A 19,609-nucleotide genomic window follows, 5' to 3' on the forward strand; every position below is an offset into this window, starting at 1 on the left:
GGTTCAGTCCAAACTCAACGGATGAGCTTGTTGGACTTGAATTGGAGCTGAAACAGGTCGGCCACGCGGGCCGGCGTTCCCGGAGAATCTTGCGGACGGCGGACGGCGTAGTAGCGCGCCGTGATCATATCGCCCTCGATTTCGACCCGCATGAATCCATGCGTGTCGTCGACATAGTTTTCGAGAACGACGCTTGGATCGTCGATTTGTCGAAATGGAGCGGTGACCTTCGCGCCCATGAATTTAGCCATGCTGTGCAAATGCCAGTAGCCGCCAGCGCCGGCGACGATGTATGTGTATTGCTGATCGTCAATCACGCGCGTGAAGCGTTGATAATTATGAACATGCGCTGAGAAGACTATGTCTGGATGCGCGCCGGAAGCTTGCACCGCTTCATCCAGAAGAGATTTCATCGCGACGCTTCCGCTATAATGGGAGTCCGCCGAAAAAACGGGGTGGTGCAGGCAGACGAACAAAGCCTTGCCCGTCTCTCGCGCAGCGTGTTTCAGTTCTCCTATGAGCCATTCCTTCTGATCCTCCCTGACGACGCCGCCCTCTGGAACACTCGTGTAGAGACCAATGAAATTGGCCTTGGGAGTCTGCAACGTCCAATAGGGATTGGGTTGAATCATCGCCTGGCGCGGCGCTTCTCCCGCTTCCGGAGTGATGACGCGCGTTTCCGAGCAGAAGTTTCGTCGCCATGCCGACAGACTCGGTTCGAGCGGCTGCCGCGTCTCCGGCGCCAGCATCGGATCTCCGTCGTGATTGCCAGGAATTGACAGGATCGGCGCAGGGCAAAATTCGTAAGGAAGGTAGAACTGCGGATAATATTCGCTTGTGGCGCCGTTGTAGTAAACGACATCGCCGAGATGGTAGAGGAACGCCACCTCTCCGCCAGACTGATTGCGCTCAGCGTCATCCTCCATCGCCGCGGAGACAATTTGTTGCGGCGCAGGATCTCTCACCCCGCCGGTATCGCCAGCAATGTGAAAAACCATTCTCTGGTCGAGTCCAGACGGGAGATGTCGGACGAGATCCTCCAATTTCGCCCGGTAGGGGGCGGATCCCGGTCCTAAGGGAAATTCCTGGTAGGCGCGGCCCGGATGCGTCGGGGCCTGCGTGAATCGCGGCGGACTTTGCGTGGGCCGAAGTCTACCGTCAGATCGAGCATGTCGGTGGGACTGGTTGGACATGGGCTTCCTCCTTCGCACTCTTTTGACGCGCAGAGGAAGCTTGCCACGGAAGGCATGTCAGCAACATGACCGGGAACGTTGCATTTGAGAGGCGACGTAGTGTGTCGTCTGCGCGCCGCGCCGACCCGGAACAAGACCCTACGGGAGGGGTGAATGCAACCCGCGCTCAACGCCCTTCATATTCGGCGGAGCAATCCAATGTCTCGAAAACGACGACGCTAGTCAATTGCGGCAGCGCCTTGCGGACCCTGTCCCAAATCCAAACGGCGATATTTTCCGCCGTAGGATTTTCGAGCCCGTCGATCTCATTCAAGTAATGGTGGTCGAGCCGGTCAAGCAATGGCTTGAACGCCGCCTCGACGTCGAAGAAGTCGACGACAAAGCCCGTGGTCGGATCGACCGAGCCTTCGAGCTTTAGCTCGACGCGATAGGAATGGCCGTGCAACCGGCGGCACCGGTGTTCTTCCGGCACATTCGGGAGGCGATGAGCGGCCTCGAAGCGGAAGGCTTGCATGATTTTCATGAGGCGGTCTTCATTTCAATCCGATGATCTTGTGCGTCTGGAGGCTGAGCCGCCAGGGAGGATGAGCCAGGCAATAAGCGGCGGCTGCGGCCGTATTCTCGGCGCGTTCGGCGCCATCCATCGGCTGCAGCCAGAAATGCTCGAACGCGAGGCCGAAAAATGCGTCCGGGACGAGTCCCGGCTGCGGATAGACAAGCTTCAATTCCGACCCGCGCGTCGCCACCAAAGGCGCTCCCGCTTTCGGGCTGACGCAAATCCAGTCAAGGCCGGCTGGCGGGGCAATCGTCCCATTGGTCTCGACCGCAATCTCGAAGCCCCGCGCCTGCGCCGCTTCGATCAAGGGCGCGTCGAGTTGCAGCAGCGGCTCGCCTCCGGTGAAGACGATGAATCGATTCCTCGTCCCCGCACCCCAGGCGCGCTCGATCGCCTTGACAAGCGCCAATGCATCCGCGAAGGCCCCCCCGCCTTCGCCATCCATGCCGACGAAATCCGTGTCGCAAAAGCTGCAATCCGCCGCGGCGCGATCCTTCTCACGGCCGGACCAGAGATTGCAGCCGGAAAATCGGCAGAAAACGGCCGCGCGCCCGGCCTGGGCGCCCTCGCCTTGCAAAGTGAGGAAAATTTCCTTCACCCGATAATGTCCCATACGCTCACCACGAAACATGCCGCCACGTAGATTGGCGGACCGTCGCTCCTTTGCGTGCGAATTCGAAAAATAGGAAGCAGGTCAGGATCGAGCATGTCGATCACGCTTTTTGAAAACATGCTCCAAATTCACGATGCTTTGGACGTAAACGCCTAAAAGGCTCGTGATCGACTTTTGAACATGAGAGCGGGATTGGCGCGCGAAAAACCGGAATCAACTTCTTCGCATCCCGCTCTAGCAAAAAGGACCTCTCGCGAGGTCCTTTCTTTAAGCCGGCGACCCGAGATGCCTCAGATGGCGTCGGTGATCCATTTCTTCAGCTCGCCTTTTGGCGCGGCCCCGATCTTGGTCGACGCCTGCTTGCCGCCCTTGAACAGCATGAGCGTGGGAATGGTGCGAATGCCATAGGCGCCGGCGACGCCCGGATTCTCGTCGACATTGAGCTTGGCGATCGTGACCTGCCCTTGCAGCTCTTCGGCGATTTCTTCGAGCGCCGGACCGATCATCTTGCACGGGCCGCACCATTCAGCCCAGAAATCGACCACGACCGGCACGCTCGATCCGACCACATCGGCTTTGAAATTGGCGTCTGTGACTTTGACGGTGGACATAAACGTAGCTCGCAATTCCAAGGGCGGGAGAATACCCACCATGTTTCGCCTTGCAACCTAAGAACGCCGCCCTTCGGCGTCAAGCCATGCGCGGCGCGCCCGCCCGCCGGCTTTGCGCCGCGAGAGACGCCAGCGCCGCGTCGAGATCGCGATCGTCCAGCGCAACGACTCGCGGGCCGGCCGTCCAGATGAGCAGCATCCGCATGGGCTTGCCCGGCCAGAGCGGCGCCAGGACAGCGCGATAGAGCGCCATCTGCGCCAGATAGCCGGCCGGCGTCTCGCCGGAGGCGCAGGGCGCGCCGGTCTTGAAATCCACGACGAGCAACGCGCGCTCCGTCTCGGCGATTCGATCGACTTGCCCCACCACGTCGACGTCAAGGCCCGGCGCGAGCGTCGCTCGGCCGGCGATCGCGACTTCGGCCCTGGAGCTCGGCCCGAAGAGGGGGCCAAGGTCCGCCGCCTCGATCACGTCCAAAGCCGTGGCGGCGATCTCCTCCCGCGCGCCCTCGTCGAGATCGTCGGCGCGCGCGGCGAGAAAAGCGCGCGCCGCTTTGCGTCTTTTCTCCGCCGCGACGTCCGGCAAATATTGCAGGAGGACATGCATTAGCGAGCCGCGGCGCAAGATGTGGCTGCGCCCCGGCCTCAATCGGGCCGCGCCCAGGCGATCCGCGGCGGCGAGCGCGCTCGAAGGACGGATCGGCGCCGGCGCCTCGGGCTCGGGGGAGACCGCGCGCCAAAGCCAGTCCGGCGCTTCCCGCACGGCTTCACCCGGCGCAGCGGCCGCGGGCTCTTCGCCAGCCGCCGCTGCGACGCCCGTCACCCGCCGCAAGATCGTTTCCTCCGCGCTCCAGAAGGCCGGAGCGGCCTCGAAATCATCGGAATTCGCGAAAGCAGCTTCGATCATCGCGCCCCAGGAGATGAGGCTCGGCTTGGTCGCGCCATGAAAGCCGGCGATGTAGAGCCGCTCCTCGGCGCGGGTCAAAGCGACATAGAAAAGCCGCCGATATTCGTCGGCGGCTGCTTCCCGCCCAGCCTCCCTGGCGGCCGCGACCGCCGGGCAATCGGCGTCTTTGCGCGGCGACCAGGCGAGGACCCTCCCCTCCGCACCTCCTGCATCTAGGCCAAAGAGCCGAGCGTCGTGACGCGGCGAGGGCGCGCTGCAGATGTCCGGCAGAAACACGATCTTGGCTTCGAGCCCCTTGGCTGCATGAACCGTCATCACGCGCACGACGTCGAGGCCCGCCTCCATATCGCGCCGGATCGAGCAATCCATAGCCTCGAGATCGTCGAGAAAGGCCACGAGCGAGGGCGCGGCCTCACTGTCCTGGTCGAGGGCGAGGCGCAGAAATTCGTCGATCGCGTCGCCGGCCTCGGGGCCGAGCCTTCCCTCCAGCGCGCGCCTACCGCCTTCTTCTCCGAGCAGAGACGAATAAAACGCGAAGGGGCTCAAAGCCGCCCGGTCGCGCCAGCGCGCGAGCCTGGCGACGGCCGCGATATGGGCCGGCGCAGAAGAGGCCGCGAGCGCCTCGGAGAGGCTGCCGACCCGCCCCGGCGCGATCGCCAGCAGGTCGTCGTCGTCGAGGCCGATCAAGGGCGATTTCAAGACGCAGGCGAGCGTGAGATCGTCTTCCGGTCGGAGCGCGGCGCGCCCGGCGGCGATGAGATCCAGCACCGCGATATGCTCGGCAAGCTCTAGACGATCGGCGCCCGCGACCGGAATCGCGCTTTGCTTCAAAGCGCGAATGACCGCCTCAAAGAAAGCGTCGCGCTTACGGACCAAGATCATGACGTCGCCCGCCCGCACCGGACGCGGCCGGCCCGTTTCCGAGTCATGCACGGTTTCGCTCGAACCTTCGGCGATGAGCCGCGCGATCTTTTGCGCGATGCGCTCCGCGACGACGCCGGCCGGATCGCGCGCGTCCAAAAGATCGAGCGGCAGCCTCCAGTCGCGCCGCTCTTCGCTCGTTTGAGCGCCGACGAGCGGCCAGATCTCGACAAGCCCCGGAAGGCTCTCCTTCAGCGCCTCATGAGGCATCCAGACGTCGTCATCGGCGACGAGCCCGCGACGATGCGCGCCATGCTCGAAAATCCGATCAACCGCCGAGAGCACGCCGGGCGTCGAGCGAAACGACTGGCTGAGCCGAACATGAGCGAAGGGCTCGGCGCCGGCGCCGAATTTCCGCTCGAATTTTCGCCGCATGCCGCCGAACATGTCCGGCGCTGCGCCTTGGAAAGAGAAAATCGATTGCTTCTCGTCGCCGACGGCGAAAAAAGTGCGCGGCGCTCCGCCTCTTCCATCGCCAACCGCGAAATCGCCCGTAAGATCTTCGAGAATTCTCCATTGGGCCGCGCTCGTGTCCTGCGCTTCGTCGAGGAGAATATGCTCGATTCCGGCGTCGAGCTTGTAGAGCACCCAACGCGCGTCGGAGCGTTCCAGAAGGGCCGAGGTCTTGGCGATGAGATCGTCGAAGTCGAGGAGACCGCGCGCAGCTTTCATCGTTTCGTAGCGGGAAAGTATGGCGTCGACCAAGACTGTGAGCGCCAAGCTGCGCTCGAGCGTCGCCGCGGCTTTGCGCAGGGCGCGAAGCCTGTCGAGGCGCTCTTGCTCCGCGTAGAGACATTCCGCGATTTCCGGCCGCTCGCCGGCGAGGCCTTTGGTCAACAAGCTCTTGGTCTTGTCGCCGGCTCCCTTCTCGTTGAAGAAGATCGCCAGATAAAGGGAGAGACAGGTTCGCAGATCGGCATCGGCACGGCTCCGACGTAACAGCAAGGCCGCCTCATGAAACAGCCTCGCACGCTCCTGATCCAATTTCTTGCCGCTCTCGAGAAAAGCCGCGATCTCGCTCCATCGCGTCGGCGCTAGGCCCTCCTCGATCATCTCGTGCTCGATGCCGGAGACGCTTTGGCCCGGCTCGACGCCGAGAGCTTTGCGCAGAGCGTGTCCGGGGTCGCCCCACGCACCGGCTTTGAAGTCGGCGCGCCGCGCTAAGGCCTCCCGCAGCAGATCCTGAAAATCCGCCGCGCCGCATTCATCCGAAACGCGCGCGAGGCTCGCGCCGAGGCCGCTTTGATCGTTCTTCACTTCGACGAGAATCTCGCGGCGCGCGCGCGAAAGCAGCTCGGCCTGGCGCGCGTCGTCGACGACCTCGAACCGCGAAGGAACATTCGCCTCGAAAGGAAACAGATGAAGCAGCCTTTCGCAGAAGGCGTGGATGGTCTGGATCTTCAATCCGCCGGGCGTCTCCACCGCACGGGCGAAGAGCCGCCGCGCCGCGCTCAAATCGCTCTCTTGAGGCGAAGGCGCGCCGGTCGCGATGATCGCCTCGCGCAAGGCCGCATCGGAAAGCCCCGTCCAGCCAGCGAGCCGTTCGAACACCCGGCCGGCCATATTGGCCGCCGCCGCCTTGGTGTAGGTGAGGCAGAGAATCTTGGCCGGGGGGGCACCTTGCAGAAGCAGGCGCATGACGCGCTGCGTCAGCACATGGGTCTTGCCCGATCCCGCATGAGCCGAAACCCAGACCGAGCCGGCGGGGTTCGAGGCCTCATGCTGGCGCTTGAGCGTGTGCGGAGGAATTCGCGAAAGCGCCATCAATCGCCGCCGTCCGCCGCGCCGCCGAGCGACCATTCCTTCACCCGGGCGAGATGGTCATAGGCGTTGTAGCGCTTGGAAAACTTTGGAAAGGGACGCGGCGGATAGGACGTCGCGGGATCGCGAAACTGGTCGAGCAAAGCGACAAGGCCGGCATAATGCTCTTCAGCGACGGCGGCGAAATCTTCATCCTTGAAGTTGACGGGCATTTCCCTGCCCCCCTCGGAACCGCCGAGCTTGAGATAGAGCGCTTCGACCGAGCGAACCATGGCGCCGAGGTCGAAGGCGCCGCGCAAGGCCATCGCGGCCTCGAGCGTGAGCTGGGGCGAAAAGCCGACGCGGATCTCCTGCTTTCCCGGCGGCGCGCCGGTTTTATAATCGATGAGCGCCACGCCGCCGCCGCGCAGAAGCTCGACGCGATCCGCCCTCGCGGTCAAGGTGAAAACTGAGCCATCGGCAAGAGGAATCGCGAGCTTGCCGTCGATCTCGGTCTTGATCTCGTCAAGGCCGCCGCGCCGCCGCGTCTCGAAGCCAAGATAGAAATCGATCGTCCTTTCAATCCTTGGCCATTGAAACGCGACGAAGTCCGGATCTTCGAGATTGGCCTGCAGTTCTTCGCGCAAAAACGCGGCGAGTTTCTCGCGGGCGTCCAATGGCAATGGCCCTCTGGGAAAGGCCGCGACGAAGGTTTCGAGCGCGGCATGGACCGCGCTGCCGAATTCTGCCAGGCCAGGCGCGCCGCCGAGTGGGTCGAGCGCTTGGAGCCCGAGAATTGTTTCGGCATAGATGGCATAGGGGTCGCGCCTCAGCGTCTCGATCCGCGTGACGCTGAGCTTAGTTGGGCGCAAATCAACGGACGGCCGCGGCGCCGGCCGCTGAATCGGCGCGGCCGACCGCGCCGGACGGTCGATCGTCCGCGCGAGATCAAGATAAAATTTGCCGCGCCCGGCGCAAGCCCGCCAGGCCTTGCCGCCGAGAGCCGACATGCGCTGAAGAAAGCGTGAGGGCGTCGTTGGCGCGCCGCCGCGCTTCGCCGCGCGGCTCAAGATCGCTTCGCCCTGCCCGAGCAGCTGAACGAAATCATGCGCCGTCTGGCCGAGCTTGCGCTCGGGCGGCGTCAGGCCCAAGGCGGCGCGCATGGGTCGATTGAGAAAAGCGTCGGTTTGCGCCTGGGGCGGCCAAACGGTCTCGTCGAGGCCGCCGAGCAGCATCACATCGGCCTCCATCGAGCGGGCTTCGAGCAGGCCGAATATTTTCAGGCGCGGATGCGCGTTTCTCGGCCCCCGCAGCGCGATTTCCCGCGCGACGGCGGCGAAAAAATACCCATAAGATTCGGCGTCGAAGCGCATGTTGGTCGTCGCACAGCGCGCAAGCTCGTCGAATAGAGCCTCCAAAGCCTCGCGATCATCGCCTACCTCCTCCGCTCGCGCGATCGCGTCGAGGGTCGCCCTATGGGCCGCGACCCAGGCCTTGAGATCATGCTCGCCGCTCAGATCGAGGATCGGCCTGAGCGCGGCGCCGAGACGGACCAGAAATTCCTGCAGCTCGGCCCATTCAGCATCCGTGATGCGCTTTTTGGCGGGATGCGCGAAACGGTCCGCCGCCTCGTCGCGCGCGGTTTGGATCAGTTCGGCGGGCGAATGAAGGATGCGCTCCGCGAGCGCGCCAGCGGCCCGCGCCGAGCGCAACACGCCGAGCTCGAGCAAAGCCGCGAGCCTTGCGAAATCAGCGCGGGAAGAGCCGAGATCGACGCTTTGATGAGCAAAGAGCGCGGCGAGGCTTTCCGCCGAAGCTCCGCTCGCGGCGCAAGCGAGGATGAGCCGGGCGAGAACGCCGCAAGGGCTCGCGCTCAAGGGCTCGCCGCCCGAATCATCGACCTCGACGCCCCAACGCAACAATTCGGCGCGCACCCGACGCGCGAGATCACGATCGGGCGTGGCGAGCGCCGCCGTCGCGCCGGGCGTCTCGAGAACGCGGCGCATGGCGATCGCGAGGGCGAGCGCCTCCTCGCGCTCGTCTGCCGCTTCGATCAGAGTCACCCCCGCCAGGCCGGCGGCAAGCTCGGTCGCCTCCATGCGCGCCGGAAAGTCGACCCATACGTCCGTCGTCTCCGCCGGGCGCAAAGCGTCCGAAACGAAACGCCCGCGCGCGGCGAGAGCGGACGGGATTTCGCCCAGCGCCCGCACGTCCTCCCGCGAAACCTGGAGAACGGACAAAAGCCGGCTGAGAGCGGCCTGCGGATGAGTGAACGCGGCTTCCGCGCCGCGCGCGGAATCGCCGCCGGTCAATGCGAAAGACGCCGCGTCGAGATCCTGATCGAGGCCCGGAAGAACGACCGCGCCTTCCGGCGCGCGGGCGATGGCGGCGAGGAGCCGCGCCGTCGCCCGATTGGACCCGGTCGAACCGATTGCAATGACAGGCCCGCCGGCGCCGCCCTCGCGCAGCCGCTGACTCTGCCGCTCAATCAGCGCGACCTGACGGCGGGCTTTGTCGACCAATCCGTCCCGCGCGAGAATGTCCGGCCAATGCGCGATGGCGATGTTGAGGAAATCGAGCGTGATGCGCCAATAGGAATCGAACTCGGGCAGAACAAGCGGATCGAGCCGCGCCCATTCGACATCCTCGATAATCAGCTCGTCGATAAGTCCGGCGAGATCGCCGGAGAGACGCCAGGCGTCGGCCGCCGTCGAGGCGACGAGGCAGGATTCGCCAGCGTCGGTTTTATATCGACCGTCGGCGCTGACCGAGACGATGGCGTGGCGCAGCGCGCGGGACCACGTGAGGATCAACTCGGAGAGCTGCATACGCCGGGCGATCTCGCTCGCGGCCATCGGCAGGTCGCCGGCGGGATCTTCCCCGAGATCCCGCGCCGCCTCTTCGAAAATGAGGCCGGTCTCGGTCTCCTCCAAGGCGCCGAGCGGCAGGATGCGCGGCAGAAGCGTCGCGGAGCGGTCCAGCGCGCGGGCGAATTCCTCGGCCAAGGCGCGGGCGGCGCGCCGGGTCGGCACATAGATGGTCGCCGCCGCCATGTCGAGCGGCCCGAGGCGCCCTGAGAATCCCTCGACGACCCGGCCTTCGAGCAGGGCGGCGGCGAAGGTTTTCAGGAATGGCGCGCCTGGCGCGATGGTGAAGATGTTCGGCCGTCGCATATGTCTTTCGATTGCAGGCAAGCGCGGGCGACCGTGCGTGATCTGGCCCGAAGTCGCCATAGTACCTGCTTCGACGTCCGTATCCACTAGCCGACCAAGGCGCGGGCGCTGCGCCGCGCCTTGACGCGCTCCCCCGCCGGGCCTACCTAACAGATTGCAAACCTAGGGGATCCCCGTCAGGGGGCTGAGAGGCTGGCAGCGCTTTTTTATGTGCATGAACCCAAGCGGTTCACACAGAGATGCGGCCCGGCGACCCTTCGAACCTGATCCAGTTCGCACTGGCGTAGGGATGGTGATGTCCGCACAGCTTTTCCCCTATTTTTACGCGCGCCTTTTGTCCTCCCGGCTTCGGCCGGGCGCGGAGGCCTGAACCCATGCGCATCCGCGTCATCGGCGCCGGAGTCGCGGGCCTCGCCGCCGCTTTCGAATTCGCCCGCGCCGGCTGCGAGGTCCTGCTGATCGAGCGGCGCGAGGGGCCCGGGCTCGGGTGCTCGCATCTCGCCGGCGGCATGATCGCGCCCTGGTGCGAGGCGGGCGAAGGCGCCGATCCCTGCGTCGTCGATCTCGGCGTCGAATCGCTACGCTTCTGGACCGAGACCGCGCCTCTCGCCGTCGCGCAAGGCTCGCTCGTCGTGGCGCCCGCGCGGGACCAGCCCGAGCTGGCCCGATTCGCCCGCCGCACCAGCGGGTTTCAAAACCTTGACGCGGCGGGCGTGGCCGCGCTCGAGCCAGATCTCTCAGGACGCTTCGAGCAGGCCCTATTCTTTCCACAGGAAGCGCATCTCGATCCCCGCGCGGCGCTGGCCTCGCTCGCGGCCCGTCTAGTCGAATGCGCGAATGTCGCGCTGCGCTTCGGCGTAGACGCCGATCCCCTGACCGGCAAAGCTGATTGGACGATCGATTGCCGCGGTTTTGACGCGCGGGACGCCCTGCCCGAGCTACGGGGCGTGAAAGGCGAGATGCTGGTGCTGGCGACGTCTGAAGTGACGCTTGCGCGGCCGGTGCGCATGCTTCATCCTCGTCATCCGGTCTATATCGTGCCGCGCGGCGACGGCCGCTTCATGATCGGCGCGACCATGATCGAAAATGACGAGCCCGGCCGAGTCACCGCGCGAGGAATGCTCGAGCTTTTGGGCGCGGCCTATGCGGTTCATCCGGCATTCGCCGAGGCGGAAATCATTGAGACCGGCGCCGGCGTGCGCCCGGCTTTTCCCGACAACCTGCCGCGCCTGCGCGTAAAAGACCGCGTGATGTCCATCAATGGATTTTACCGGCACGGATTTCTGCTCGCGCCCGCCCTCGCGCGCCGGGCGGTCGAGGTCGCGCTCCAAGGCGCCTATTTCCCGGAGGTCATGGATGCGGATCAAGATCAACGGCGAAGCGCGTGACGTGACGGCGACGACGCTCGCCGCCCTCCTCCGCGAGCTCGACTATGAGGATTTGACGGTGGCTACCGCGCTCAACCAGGCCTTCGTGCGGAAGACCGACCGCAATCGCGCTCATTTGCGGGATGGCGACGCCGTCGAAATTCTCACGCCGCGCCAAGGAGGCTGAAACGAAGGGCGAAATGGAACAAGACAGCCTGAGCCTTTACGGCGTTGCGCTCGCCTCTCGGCTGATCATCGGCACCGCGCAATATCCGTCCCCGGCCATTCTCGCCAAGGCGATCACGGCGGCGAAAGCCGAGGTCGTGACGGTGTCGCTGCGGCGCGAATCCGGCGCGAGCCGCGCCGGCGAGAATTTTTGGTCGCTCATCCGAGAATTCGGGGTCCGGGTCTTGCCCAACACGGCCGGATGCCGGACCGTGAAGGAAGCGGTCACGACGGCGCAAATGGCGCGCGAGGTCTTCGACACGCCCTGGATCAAGCTCGAGGTGATCGGCGAGGAAGATACTTTGCAGCCAGACGTTTTCGGCCTGGTCGAGGCCGCGTCGATTCTGGCGCGCGACGGCTTTCATGTCTTCCCCTACACCACGGAAGATCTCGTCGTCGCCGAAAAGCTCCTCGGCGCGGGCTGCGAGGTTTTAATGCCCTGGGGCGCGCCAATCGGCTCCGGGCGCGGTCTCAACAATCCTTATGGGCTGCGGGCCTTGCGGGCGCATTTCCCGAATGTGCCGCTGATCGTCGACGCCGGCATCGGAACGCCGTCCCATGCTGCGACCGCCATGGAGCTCGGCTATGACGCCGTGCTGCTCAACACCGCCATCGCCAAGGCCGGCGATCCCGCCGCCATGGCGCGCGCCTTCGCGCTCGCCGTCGAGGCTGGACGGCTCGGCCGGCTCGCCGATCCGATCGAGCCGCGCGACATGGCGTCGCCCTCGACACCTGTGATCGGCCGCGCCTTCACCGATCTCGCCCGTGCTTGATCCATTCTATCTGATCGTCGACAGCGCCGCCTGGATCGAGCGGCTTCTGCCTTGCGGCGTCAGGCTCGTGCAATTGCGCGTCAAGGACGCCCCGCCGGCGCGCATCGCCGCCGAGATCGCCGAGGCCAAGGCGCTTTGCGCCGCCGCCGGGGCGCAGCTCGTGGTCAATGATTATTGGCGCGAGGCCATCGACGCCGGCTGCGATTTCGTCCATCTCGGCCAGACTGATCTCGACACGGCGGATCTCGCCGCGATCCGGCGCGCGGGCCTAAGGCTCGGCGTCTCGACCCATGACGAGGCGGAGCTTGCCCGCGCCCTCGAAACGAAGCCGGATTATGTCGCGCTCGGGCCGATCTATCCCACGATCCTGAAGCAAATGGACTTCGCTCCGCAAGGCCTGGCGCGCCTTGGGGAATGGAAGCGGAAAATCGGCGAAATCCCGCTCGTCGGCATCGGCGGGGTGACGCTGGAGCGCGTCGAGGGGGTGCTCAAGGCGGGCGCCGACAGCGCGGCGGTGGTGACCGACATCACGCTGAACGCCGATCCGGAGCGGCGCGCGCGGGATTGGGTGAAAGCGACGCGGAAATTTGTCCGAAGCGCCGCCTGATCCCCCTATTTACAAAACGCCTCCTCGAAAGCAGCCAGCTTCTCCGGCTTGTCGAGACCTTTTTTCGGATTCCAGTTTTTGGCGGCGAAGAAGCCCCGCACCTCGGTGGTGATTTCCTTGCCGTGGAGATACCAGCGCTCGACTCCGTCGGGCGAAATCACAGCCGGGCCGTCAACACGATGAACCTTGCCGTCCTCGAACCAGATCTGCGTGTCGCCATAGACATAATAGCCGAGCAAGCGCCCCATGTCGTCCTGGTTGACCTCGTCCACCACTTTCACTTCGGCCACAGTCTATCTCTCCTATTTGCGCCCCGCGCGGAAGCGCCATGATCCGCCCTGCGCTCGAAGATGCTCTAGCAGATTATGAGCCACAGGAACATTCGCGGCGCATCGCCGCGCCGAAGCGCCACCCGGGCGCCGATCACGCCTCAATCCGGCGCGCGTTTCTTCTCGATATGGCGAAAGCGCCACTCGATCTCGACGTCGGCCTCGGCCTGACCGTTGACGACGATCTGGGCGCAGCCGCGCGGCCCGTCCGGCGCCGCGAAGAAAATGCTCTCCTCGATATCGACGAGCCAATCCGTGGTCTCGAAGAGCCAGCGACGGCCATTGGGCAAGACGCAAAGCACCCCGCGGCCCTCGCGCACCCGCTTCATGCGGACGCTCGGATGAATATGGAAGCGCACGGCGAAGGGGCGCCTTTCAGTCGGGCTTCCCGCGGGCTCGACATGGCGTAGCCGATCCGCGCCTTCGAGCTCCTTCCCGTCCTTGCGCAGAAAGACGCGCCGTTGATGGATGAGGCCGAAGCGGGGCTCATATCCATTATGCGCAGCAATGATCATGGTCCCGGCCGTCGTCTCGCGCCGCTCGACCTCGACCGCGTCCGGCCCAGACACCATCTCGTCGCCGAGCCATTTTCCAAGCCCGGCATGGAAGGCGAACCGGCAGGACGAGGTGTCGTCGACCACCAGCGTCGAATGCGCCGCCGTCATGCGGGCGGCCTCCCGCGCCGGCAGGCGATTGGCGTCGGGCGAGCCGCAATTGATGACGAGCCGTTGCGCGCCAACTGAAAATTCGAAGGAGGCGCAGCCAGCGTGAGCGCGGGTGGAGAAAGCCCGCGGCGGCGGGCCGCCGCAATCCATCACCAGGATCGCTTCTTGCGCCTCGATGCGCTGATAGCCCGAATGCGGCGCATTGACGAGCGCCTGGGCGCGCACGTCGTCATAGGCGAGCACGGTCGCGATCTGTTCCGGCGCCGTCACCCCCATGCCATTGAACAGAGCCAGCGAGCCGTCGCCATGACGAAACAGGCGCAGCATCGGCATCATCCGGTCGATCGCGTTGAGAAGCTGAGCCGGCGTCTGCAATCCACGCGCGGCGTAGACTTGGCGCAGCGGGAGCAAATCGAGCAGGAGATCGATCAAGGCCTGTGGATTGCGGCTGACATGGCCCCCGTCCGGTAGGATTTGCCGCTCGAGCTCGTCGACGAGCAGCTTGGTGGTCCTTTGCTGAGCCTTGGCGGTCGATTCCGTGCTCAGGCAAAGCTCGACGAGGGCGATCGCGACGAGAAGGCGCGCGTCTCCGACGAGGCCTTCGGCCATCTTGCGCTCGAGAAACGCCTGGGCGGAGCCGATTCCTTTCATGAAGCGGCGATAAAAGGCTCTGTCGGCGCCCTCCAGAATGATCGGCGACTGCGAGAGCCAAGCAAGCAGCCGGCGCGCCACGACCTGCGGCTCCCAGGCCAGGCTTTGGTTCGGCTTGCCGGCGAGGCTCAAGAAATCTTCGACCAGGGCATGGGCGTTGGCGCGCGCGACCGCCGTGTCGGCGGCGCGCAAATGGCGCAGCCAGCTGAAGCCCATGAGCGCCCGAGTCCAGGCTGGAGAATCAGGATCGAGTTCAAAGGGGGAACGACCATGCGCGTTGACGATCTTGCCGGCGAAAGCGAAATAGCCCGCGTATATGTCCGCGGCGAGAGTCGGATCGCTCGTTCTGATGTCCTGCGGCGCGATGAGCAACCGTTCCGGCGGCCGCCGCCGCAAGCCCGCCAGCGCGCGCAGCGGCGCGCCGAGGCTACGCCAAATTACCGTCGCCCCGCGTGCGGCGAGAAACCCGACCACGCGCAACCGGTCCTTGAAGATCGCGCCGGCCACGGGGTTCAACTCCTCGCCTGTCGAGCCCGCCGGCGGAACGGCGCCGCCGGCGCGCCTATTGTGTTATGTTCGCGCCGCGATGGTTAGGGCGCATCTTGCGACGCGCGCCCGGGCTTTTCGGCCCAATACGTTGCTTTATCGCTTAAAATCCTGTCCGCTTTATTAACCACGGCGGACCAGTCGTGCGGCGAAAAATCCGTCGAGTCCGGAAAGTCGCGGCTCGCTTGCCGGGAGGTGGGGCGGCAAGGTCCGCATCTCGCCATTCTCGTTCAGGATTTCGGCCAACCCGCCGACTTCTTCGACGCCGATCGGCGAACGCTCGACATCCGGATTGCGGCGAAGCAGCGCGGCGATTTGCTGCTCGCCCTCCTCCGGCTCGATCGAGCAGGTGCAATAGACGATGACGCCGCCCGGCTTCACCAGTTCGACCGCCTTATCCAGCATGCGCGATTGCGCCTGGGCCAAGGCGGCGATGTCGCTCGGCTTTTTGATCCAGGCGATGTCGGGCCGCCGTCTGATCGTTCCGGTCGCGAGGCAAGGCGCGTCGACGAGGATCGCGTCGAAGGGCGCGGCCTTGAGCGTCGCAATGTCGGCGACGACGACGTCCGCATGCAGGCGCAGCCGCTCGAAATTGGCGGCGAGCCGTTTCAGTCTTTCCGCCGAGCGATCAATCGCGACGACTTCTGCGCCCGCAGCGGCGAGTTGCGCCGCCTTGCCGCCGGGCGCCGCGCAAAAATCGGCCACCCGCAGACCAGGCCCGATCGGAAGCAGGCGAGCCGGCAAGGCCGCGGCAGCATCCTGGACCCACCATTCCCCGTCGGCGTAGCCTTCGAGCTCGCTGATCGGCGCATGGGTCTCAAGGCGCAGGGAGCCGGTCGGCAAAAGTCGCGCGCCGAGCCGCTTCGCCCATTCTTCCGGTTTCGACTTGACGGAGATATCGAGCGTCGGCTCGAAGCGATTGGCGGCGGCGATCGCATGCGCCAAGTCCTCGCCATAGGTCTTGCGCCAGCGCGCCGCGAGCCAGGGCGGCGTGTCGTGATCGAGCGGATCGCTCTCAGCAAGGAACCGTTCGCGCTCACGCGCGAGATTGCGCAGCACGCCATTGACCAGGGCGGCGAATGGAACGGTCTTCGATTCGAGGCGCGCCATGCGGACGGCGAGGTCGACCGCGGCATGGTCCGGCACATCGAGGAAGAGAACCTGCGCCGCTCCAACGATCAAGGCCCATTCGAGGTGAGCGACTTGGCGCGGCAAGCCCTTTTCCAGGAGCTCCGCCAAGGCGGCGCGGATCGTGCCGAGCCGCCGCAGAGAGACGGTGACGATCGAACGGACTAAGGCGACGTCACGCGCGTCGAGTCCACCGAGCCGCGCCGGAATCGCCCGCGCGGAGAAACATTCGTCGAGCGAATGCGCCTTGGCGACGATGTCGGAAAGGATCGCCGCCGCGGCGATGCGGACCGGCAAGCCCGGATGCTGCTCGGCCGCGAGCCTTTGCGCCTCGGCGAAACCAGCTTGACCAGGCCGGCTCGGCGACGCCTTGCGAACCCGCCGCCGATCCGCGGGAGGCCGCGGTGGGGCGTTCAAATTCCGACTCCGCTGCGACGGCTTTGGCGACGAATCATACGCATTTGTAGCACGACCGCTCAGGCAAACTTGCGAGTTTTGTTCATTATCCAAAGCCTTTGAGCGTGCGCCGCTCCGATGAATCCTTGCCGAAAACGAAGAAAAAAGCTGGAATTTCACTGCGCTGGCAGGCATCTCTTCGAATAGCGAAGACGCGTTTCGAAGCCATGCTCTAAATCAATTTTTCAAGGCAAGGTAATGGACGAATTAAAAGATTCGACGACAAACGCGGAAGTGAGCCAAGCCCGCCGGATCCTGTCCCCGGCCGCCTTGCGCGCGCTCGCCGAAGCGGAGGAGCGCCGCCGCATCGCGGCCGAGGCTGCCGCTCGGCCGACAGAGGTCAACGGGCGGGAAGGCCCGGATCCTGCGCGCTATGGCGACTGGGAAGTGAAGGGAATCGCCAGCGATTTTTAGCCAAGTCGCGCGACGGCGTCACGCGCTGAGGCCGCCAACCAGGCTCGGCAGATCGAGCGGCCGAAAGCCATAATGGCTCAACCAGCGTATATCCGCTTCGAAGAACGCGCGCAGATCAGGCATTCCATATTTCAGCATCGCGATCCGATCGATTCCCATGCCCCAGGCGAAGCCCTGGTAGACATCCGGATCGAGATTGCAATTGCGCAGCACATTCGGATGAACCATGCCGCAGCCGAGAATTTCGAGCCAGTCTTCCCCCTCGCCGAATCTGATCTCGCCATCCTTGCGGGCGCATTGAATGTCGACCTCCATCGACGGCTCGGTGAATGGAAAATAGCTCGGCCGAAAGCGCATCTTGACGTCGCTCACCTCGAAGAAGGCCTTGCAGAATTCCTGCAAGATCCATTTCAAATGCCCGAGATTGGCGGACCGATCGATCACGAGGCCCTCAACCTGATGAAACATCGGGGTATGGGTCTGATCCGAGTCGCAGCGGTAGGTGCGGCCGGGGCAAATCACCCTGATCGGAGGCTTCTGCGCAACCATGGTGCGGACCTGAACCGGGCTCGTATGGGTCCGCAACACCTTGCGGCGTCCGTCTGCGCCAGGGTTGAAGAAGAACGTGTCGTGCATGTCGCGCGCCGGATGGTCCGGCGGGAAATTGAGCTTGGTGAAATTATAATCGTCGGACTCGATGTCCGGTCCTTCGGCGATGGCGAAGCCCATGTCAGCGAAGATCGCCGCGAGTTCGTCCATGACCTGAGTCACCGGATGGATTCGGCCACGTTCGAGCCCCAGCGGGCGGGCCGGCAAAGTGACGTCGAGGGTTTCAGCCTTCAGGCGCGCGTCGAGCGCCAGATCTTTGAGAAGGGCGCGCCGCTCGGTCAGCGCCCCGCTGACCGCGTCCTTGAGCGCATTGATCGCAGCCCCCTGCTCTTTACGCTCCTCCGGCGCCAACTTGCCAAGCCCGGACAGCAGGGCCGAAACTGAACCCTTCTTGCCGAGCGCAGCGACGCGAACCGTTTCAAGCGCAGCCTCGTCGCCCGCCGCGGCGATCTCGGCCAGGACTTGCGTTTGCAGGGCGTTCAGATCGGTCATGGCTCGGATTCGTCTCACAAGAATTCGGAAAAAAGTCGGCGCTCTCGGTGGCCGGCCTGCGACATGTCGACCTATCGCACGGGCGTCCGAGGGCTTCAAGTTACGGTCGACATCCAGTGTCTTGACAATGTTGCATCGCAATTATAGAGGCGGCGAAGGTTCGGCTTGTCTAACAAGGAGTTCGCCATGGTAAGGCGCATTGTCGTCGCGTTCCTCGGCCTTGGCTGCGCCTTTTCGGCGCCCGCATTCGCTGATGCGGATCTCCTTGGGAAAGCCAAGCAGTTCTTTACGCCAATCCCGACGACCCCTCCGGAACTTCCGGGCAACCCTGCGACTCCAGCCAAGGTTGAACTCGGCAAAGATCTTTATTTCGATCCCCGGCTGTCCGCGAGCCATTCGATCAGCTGCGCCTCCTGCCATAATTTGGGACTTGGCGGCGCCGACGCCCAACCGACGTCCATCGGGCATCATTGGCAGCGCGGCGGCCGCAACGCGCCGACCGTCCTGAACGCCGTCTTCAATCTCGCGCAGTTCTGGGACGGCCGCGCCAAGGACCTCGAGGAGCAGGCCGGCGGACCGGTCGTCAATCCGATCGAGATGGCGTCGCAGGAAGTCGATGCTGTCGGCCTCTTGAAAACCATTCCAGGATATCGCGACGCCTTCGCGGCGGCCTTCCCCGGCGAGGCGGCGCCCGTATCCCTGGCCAATGCGCAAAAGGCGATCGCGGTCTTCGAAGCCACGCTGATCACCCCCAACGCGCCTTTCGATCGATTCCTCAAGGGCGACGCCAAGGCCCTCAGCCCGGTCGAAAAGGAAGGATTAGCGCTCTTTCTGGATAAGGGCTGCGCGAACTGCCACAATGGCGTCAACATCGGCGGCGGCATGTACGCTAAATTCGGAATCGCGCTGAAGCCCGGACCGGAATTCCTCCCGCCGGACGACAAGGGTCGCGCCAAGGTCACGAAGTCCCAGGACGATGAAGATGCGTTCAAGGTTCCGACGCTCCGGAATATTGCGCTGACCGCGCCCTATTTCCACACGGGCAAGGAATGGGATTTGCGCAAGGCCGTAGCGCTCATGGGGGCGACGCAAATCGGCGAGCAATTGAGCGAAGATGACATCAATAAGATCACGGCCTTCCTCGGCTCGTTGACCGGCGAACAGCCCAAAGTGACCTACCCAGTCCTGCCGCCGAGCGCCTCCACGACCCCACAGCCCACGCCGTAAGACGCCGCGAGGACCGAAAAGAATTGCGTCCGTCAGCGTGTGACGGACGCAATCCATGACAGATAGGATCCAGCCCCGCTTTCAATCGCGATCTGGATGATTTCGGGGATCTCGTAATCATGGGCGGCCTTGATCGCCGCCTCGACGTCAAAATAGTCGGCGCTCTTGATCTTGCAGAGCAAAAGCAGCTCCAACGCGTTTTGCACCGCGCCCTCCCATTCATAGAAGCTGTTGATCGGGAGGATTTGCACGCAAGCCGCGAGACGCTTGTCGATCAACGTTTTTGCGATCAATTCCGCCCTGGCGGCGTCGCCGCAGGTGGTCAAGACGAGGGCGTAGCCCGAACTCATCCGCTTGCCGCCTCTATGGAATGTCGGATCGACGCGGGGCGTCGGCCAGCGCCTCGACG

17 protein-coding genes and 1 riboswitch are annotated in these 19,609 nt (G+C 64.5%); of the genes, 6 read left to right on the forward strand and 11 right to left on the reverse strand.

All coding sequences use genetic code 11. From position 1 onward, the window contains the following. Positions 1-14: 14 nt before the first annotated feature. The 6 genes from METAC_RS22920 to addB form a co-directional block, all read right to left on the reverse strand. Positions 15-998: a metallophosphoesterase family protein gene (locus tag METAC_RS22920; RefSeq protein WP_051335473.1), complete on the reverse strand. Its 984-nt coding sequence runs from the start codon at positions 996-998 to the stop codon at positions 15-17. Positions 999-1,359: 361 nt separating this feature from the next. Further along, a complete protein-coding gene (gene queD, locus METAC_RS0108590) occupies positions 1,360-1,716 on the reverse strand; it encodes a 6-carboxytetrahydropterin synthase QueD (protein ID WP_026606709.1) in 357 nt (118 codons plus the stop codon). Positions 1,717-1,726: 10 nt separating this feature from the next. Continuing rightward, positions 1,727-2,380, reverse strand: coding sequence for a 7-carboxy-7-deazaguanine synthase (gene queE, locus METAC_RS0108595; RefSeq protein ID WP_425338905.1), 654 nt, complete (start codon positions 2,378-2,380; stop codon positions 1,727-1,729). A 272-nt stretch (positions 2,381-2,652) separates the two neighbouring features. Further along, positions 2,653-2,973 (reverse strand): thioredoxin, encoded by a 321-nt coding sequence (gene trxA / locus METAC_RS0108605; protein ID WP_026606711.1) that lies wholly within the window; start codon positions 2,971-2,973, stop codon positions 2,653-2,655. Between the two features lie 79 nt (positions 2,974-3,052). Beyond that, positions 3,053-6,562, reverse strand: a complete 3,510-nt coding sequence (gene addA, locus METAC_RS0108610) for a double-strand break repair helicase AddA (RefSeq protein WP_026606712.1) — start codon at positions 6,560-6,562, stop codon at positions 3,053-3,055. Then, positions 6,562-9,711, reverse strand: coding sequence for a double-strand break repair protein AddB (gene addB / locus METAC_RS0108615; protein ID WP_026606713.1), 3,150 nt, complete (start codon positions 9,709-9,711; stop codon positions 6,562-6,564). The genes addA and addB overlap by 1 nt, the downstream gene beginning before the upstream one ends. A 154-nt stretch (positions 9,712-9,865) precedes the next feature. After that, positions 9,866-10,018, forward strand: a riboswitch (TPP riboswitch). Between the two features lie 67 nt (positions 10,019-10,085). Between addB and thiO the strand changes: the two genes are divergently transcribed. Genes thiO through METAC_RS0108640 form a run of 4 tightly spaced genes read left to right on the forward strand, consistent with a single transcriptional unit; the run spans position 10,086 to position 12,683 of the window. Further along, positions 10,086-11,099, forward strand: coding sequence for a glycine oxidase ThiO (thiO, locus tag METAC_RS0108625; RefSeq protein WP_026606714.1), 1,014 nt, complete (start codon positions 10,086-10,088; stop codon positions 11,097-11,099). After that, the gene (thiS, locus tag METAC_RS0108630) at positions 11,068-11,265 is read left to right on the forward strand and encodes a sulfur carrier protein ThiS (protein WP_026606715.1); all 198 of its coding nucleotides are present in this window, start codon (positions 11,068-11,070) and stop codon (positions 11,263-11,265) included. The genes thiO and thiS overlap by 32 nt, the downstream gene beginning before the upstream one ends. A gap of 13 nt (positions 11,266-11,278) precedes the next feature. Beyond that, entirely contained in the window at positions 11,279-12,076 is a 798-nt protein-coding gene (locus METAC_RS0108635; RefSeq protein WP_026606716.1) for a thiazole synthase, read from the forward strand. Beyond that, the gene (locus tag METAC_RS0108640) at positions 12,069-12,683 is read left to right on the forward strand and encodes a thiamine phosphate synthase (RefSeq protein WP_026606717.1); all 615 of its coding nucleotides are present in this window, start codon (positions 12,069-12,071) and stop codon (positions 12,681-12,683) included. Before METAC_RS0108635 ends, METAC_RS0108640 begins: the two co-directional genes overlap by 8 nt. A gap of 5 nt (positions 12,684-12,688) precedes the next feature. Here the strand turns inward: METAC_RS0108640 and METAC_RS0108645 are convergent, their stop codons facing one another. From METAC_RS0108645 to METAC_RS0108655, 3 genes are all read right to left on the reverse strand, one after another. After that, positions 12,689-12,973 (reverse strand): hypothetical protein, encoded by a 285-nt coding sequence (locus METAC_RS0108645; RefSeq protein WP_026606718.1) that lies wholly within the window; start codon positions 12,971-12,973, stop codon positions 12,689-12,691. 140 nt (positions 12,974-13,113) lie between these two features. Continuing rightward, complete coding sequence (locus METAC_RS0108650; RefSeq protein WP_026606719.1) at positions 13,114-14,835, reverse strand: heparinase II/III family protein; 1,722 nt, start codon at positions 14,833-14,835, stop codon at positions 13,114-13,116. A 162-nt stretch (positions 14,836-14,997) separates the two neighbouring features. Further along, entirely contained in the window at positions 14,998-16,419 is a 1,422-nt protein-coding gene (locus METAC_RS0108655; protein WP_026606720.1) for an RsmB/NOP family class I SAM-dependent RNA methyltransferase, read from the reverse strand. A 237-nt stretch (positions 16,420-16,656) separates the two neighbouring features. Here METAC_RS0108655 and METAC_RS0108665 point away from each other — a divergent pair, with 237 nt between their 5' ends. Further along, positions 16,657-16,872, forward strand: a complete 216-nt coding sequence (locus METAC_RS0108665; protein ID WP_026606721.1) for a DUF1674 domain-containing protein — start codon at positions 16,657-16,659, stop codon at positions 16,870-16,872. Positions 16,873-16,890: 18 nt separating this feature from the next. On the opposite strand, the gene pheS is transcribed toward METAC_RS0108665, so the two are convergent. Next, positions 16,891-17,973 (reverse strand): phenylalanine--tRNA ligase subunit alpha, encoded by a 1,083-nt coding sequence (gene pheS, locus METAC_RS0108670; protein ID WP_026606722.1) that lies wholly within the window; start codon positions 17,971-17,973, stop codon positions 16,891-16,893. A gap of 186 nt (positions 17,974-18,159) precedes the next feature. Here pheS and METAC_RS0108675 point away from each other — a divergent pair, with 186 nt between their 5' ends. Beyond that, positions 18,160-19,200, forward strand: a complete 1,041-nt coding sequence (locus METAC_RS0108675; RefSeq protein WP_026606723.1) for a cytochrome-c peroxidase — start codon at positions 18,160-18,162, stop codon at positions 19,198-19,200. 32 nt (positions 19,201-19,232) lie between these two features. On the opposite strand, the gene cutA is transcribed toward METAC_RS0108675, so the two are convergent. Beyond that, the gene (cutA, locus tag METAC_RS0108680; RefSeq protein WP_026606724.1) at positions 19,233-19,550 is read right to left on the reverse strand and encodes a divalent-cation tolerance protein CutA; all 318 of its coding nucleotides are present in this window, start codon (positions 19,548-19,550) and stop codon (positions 19,233-19,235) included. Positions 19,551-19,609: the final 59 nt, after the last annotated feature.

Source organism: Methylocapsa acidiphila B2, from assembly GCF_000427445.1.
Lineage (GTDB): Bacteria > Pseudomonadota > Alphaproteobacteria > Rhizobiales > Beijerinckiaceae > Methylocapsa > Methylocapsa acidiphila.

Bases quoted from the DNA above. Each gene is read 5' to 3' on its own strand.
- addB (WP_026606713.1), bottom strand. From the start codon at position 9,711: ATGCGACGGCCGAACATCTTCACCATCGCGCCAGGCGCGCCATTCCTG.
- cutA (WP_026606724.1), bottom strand. From the start codon at position 19,550: ATGAGTTCGGGCTACGCCCTCGTCTTGACCACCTGCGGCGACGCCGCC.
- addA (WP_026606712.1), bottom strand. From the start codon at position 6,562: ATGGCGCTTTCGCGAATTCCTCCGCACACGCTCAAGCGCCAGCATGAG.
- METAC_RS0108675 (WP_026606723.1), top strand. From the start codon at position 18,160: ATGGTAAGGCGCATTGTCGTCGCGTTCCTCGGCCTTGGCTGCGCCTTT.
- METAC_RS0108635 (WP_026606716.1), top strand. From the start codon at position 11,279: ATGGAACAAGACAGCCTGAGCCTTTACGGCGTTGCGCTCGCCTCTCGG.
- METAC_RS22920 (WP_051335473.1), bottom strand. From the start codon at position 998: ATGGTTTTTCACATTGCTGGCGATACCGGCGGGGTGAGAGATCCTGCG.
- queD (WP_026606709.1), bottom strand. From the start codon at position 1,716: ATGAAAATCATGCAAGCCTTCCGCTTCGAGGCCGCTCATCGCCTCCCG.
- thiO (WP_026606714.1), top strand. From the start codon at position 10,086: ATGCGCATCCGCGTCATCGGCGCCGGAGTCGCGGGCCTCGCCGCCGCT.
- METAC_RS0108665 (WP_026606721.1), top strand. From the start codon at position 16,657: ATGGACGAATTAAAAGATTCGACGACAAACGCGGAAGTGAGCCAAGCC.
- pheS (WP_026606722.1), bottom strand. From the start codon at position 17,973: ATGACCGATCTGAACGCCCTGCAAACGCAAGTCCTGGCCGAGATCGCC.
- trxA (WP_026606711.1), bottom strand. From the start codon at position 2,973: ATGTCCACCGTCAAAGTCACAGACGCCAATTTCAAAGCCGATGTGGTC.
- queE (WP_425338905.1), bottom strand. From the start codon at position 2,380: ATGTTTCGTGGTGAGCGTATGGGACATTATCGGGTGAAGGAAATTTTC.
- thiS (WP_026606715.1), top strand. From the start codon at position 11,068: ATGCGGATCAAGATCAACGGCGAAGCGCGTGACGTGACGGCGACGACG.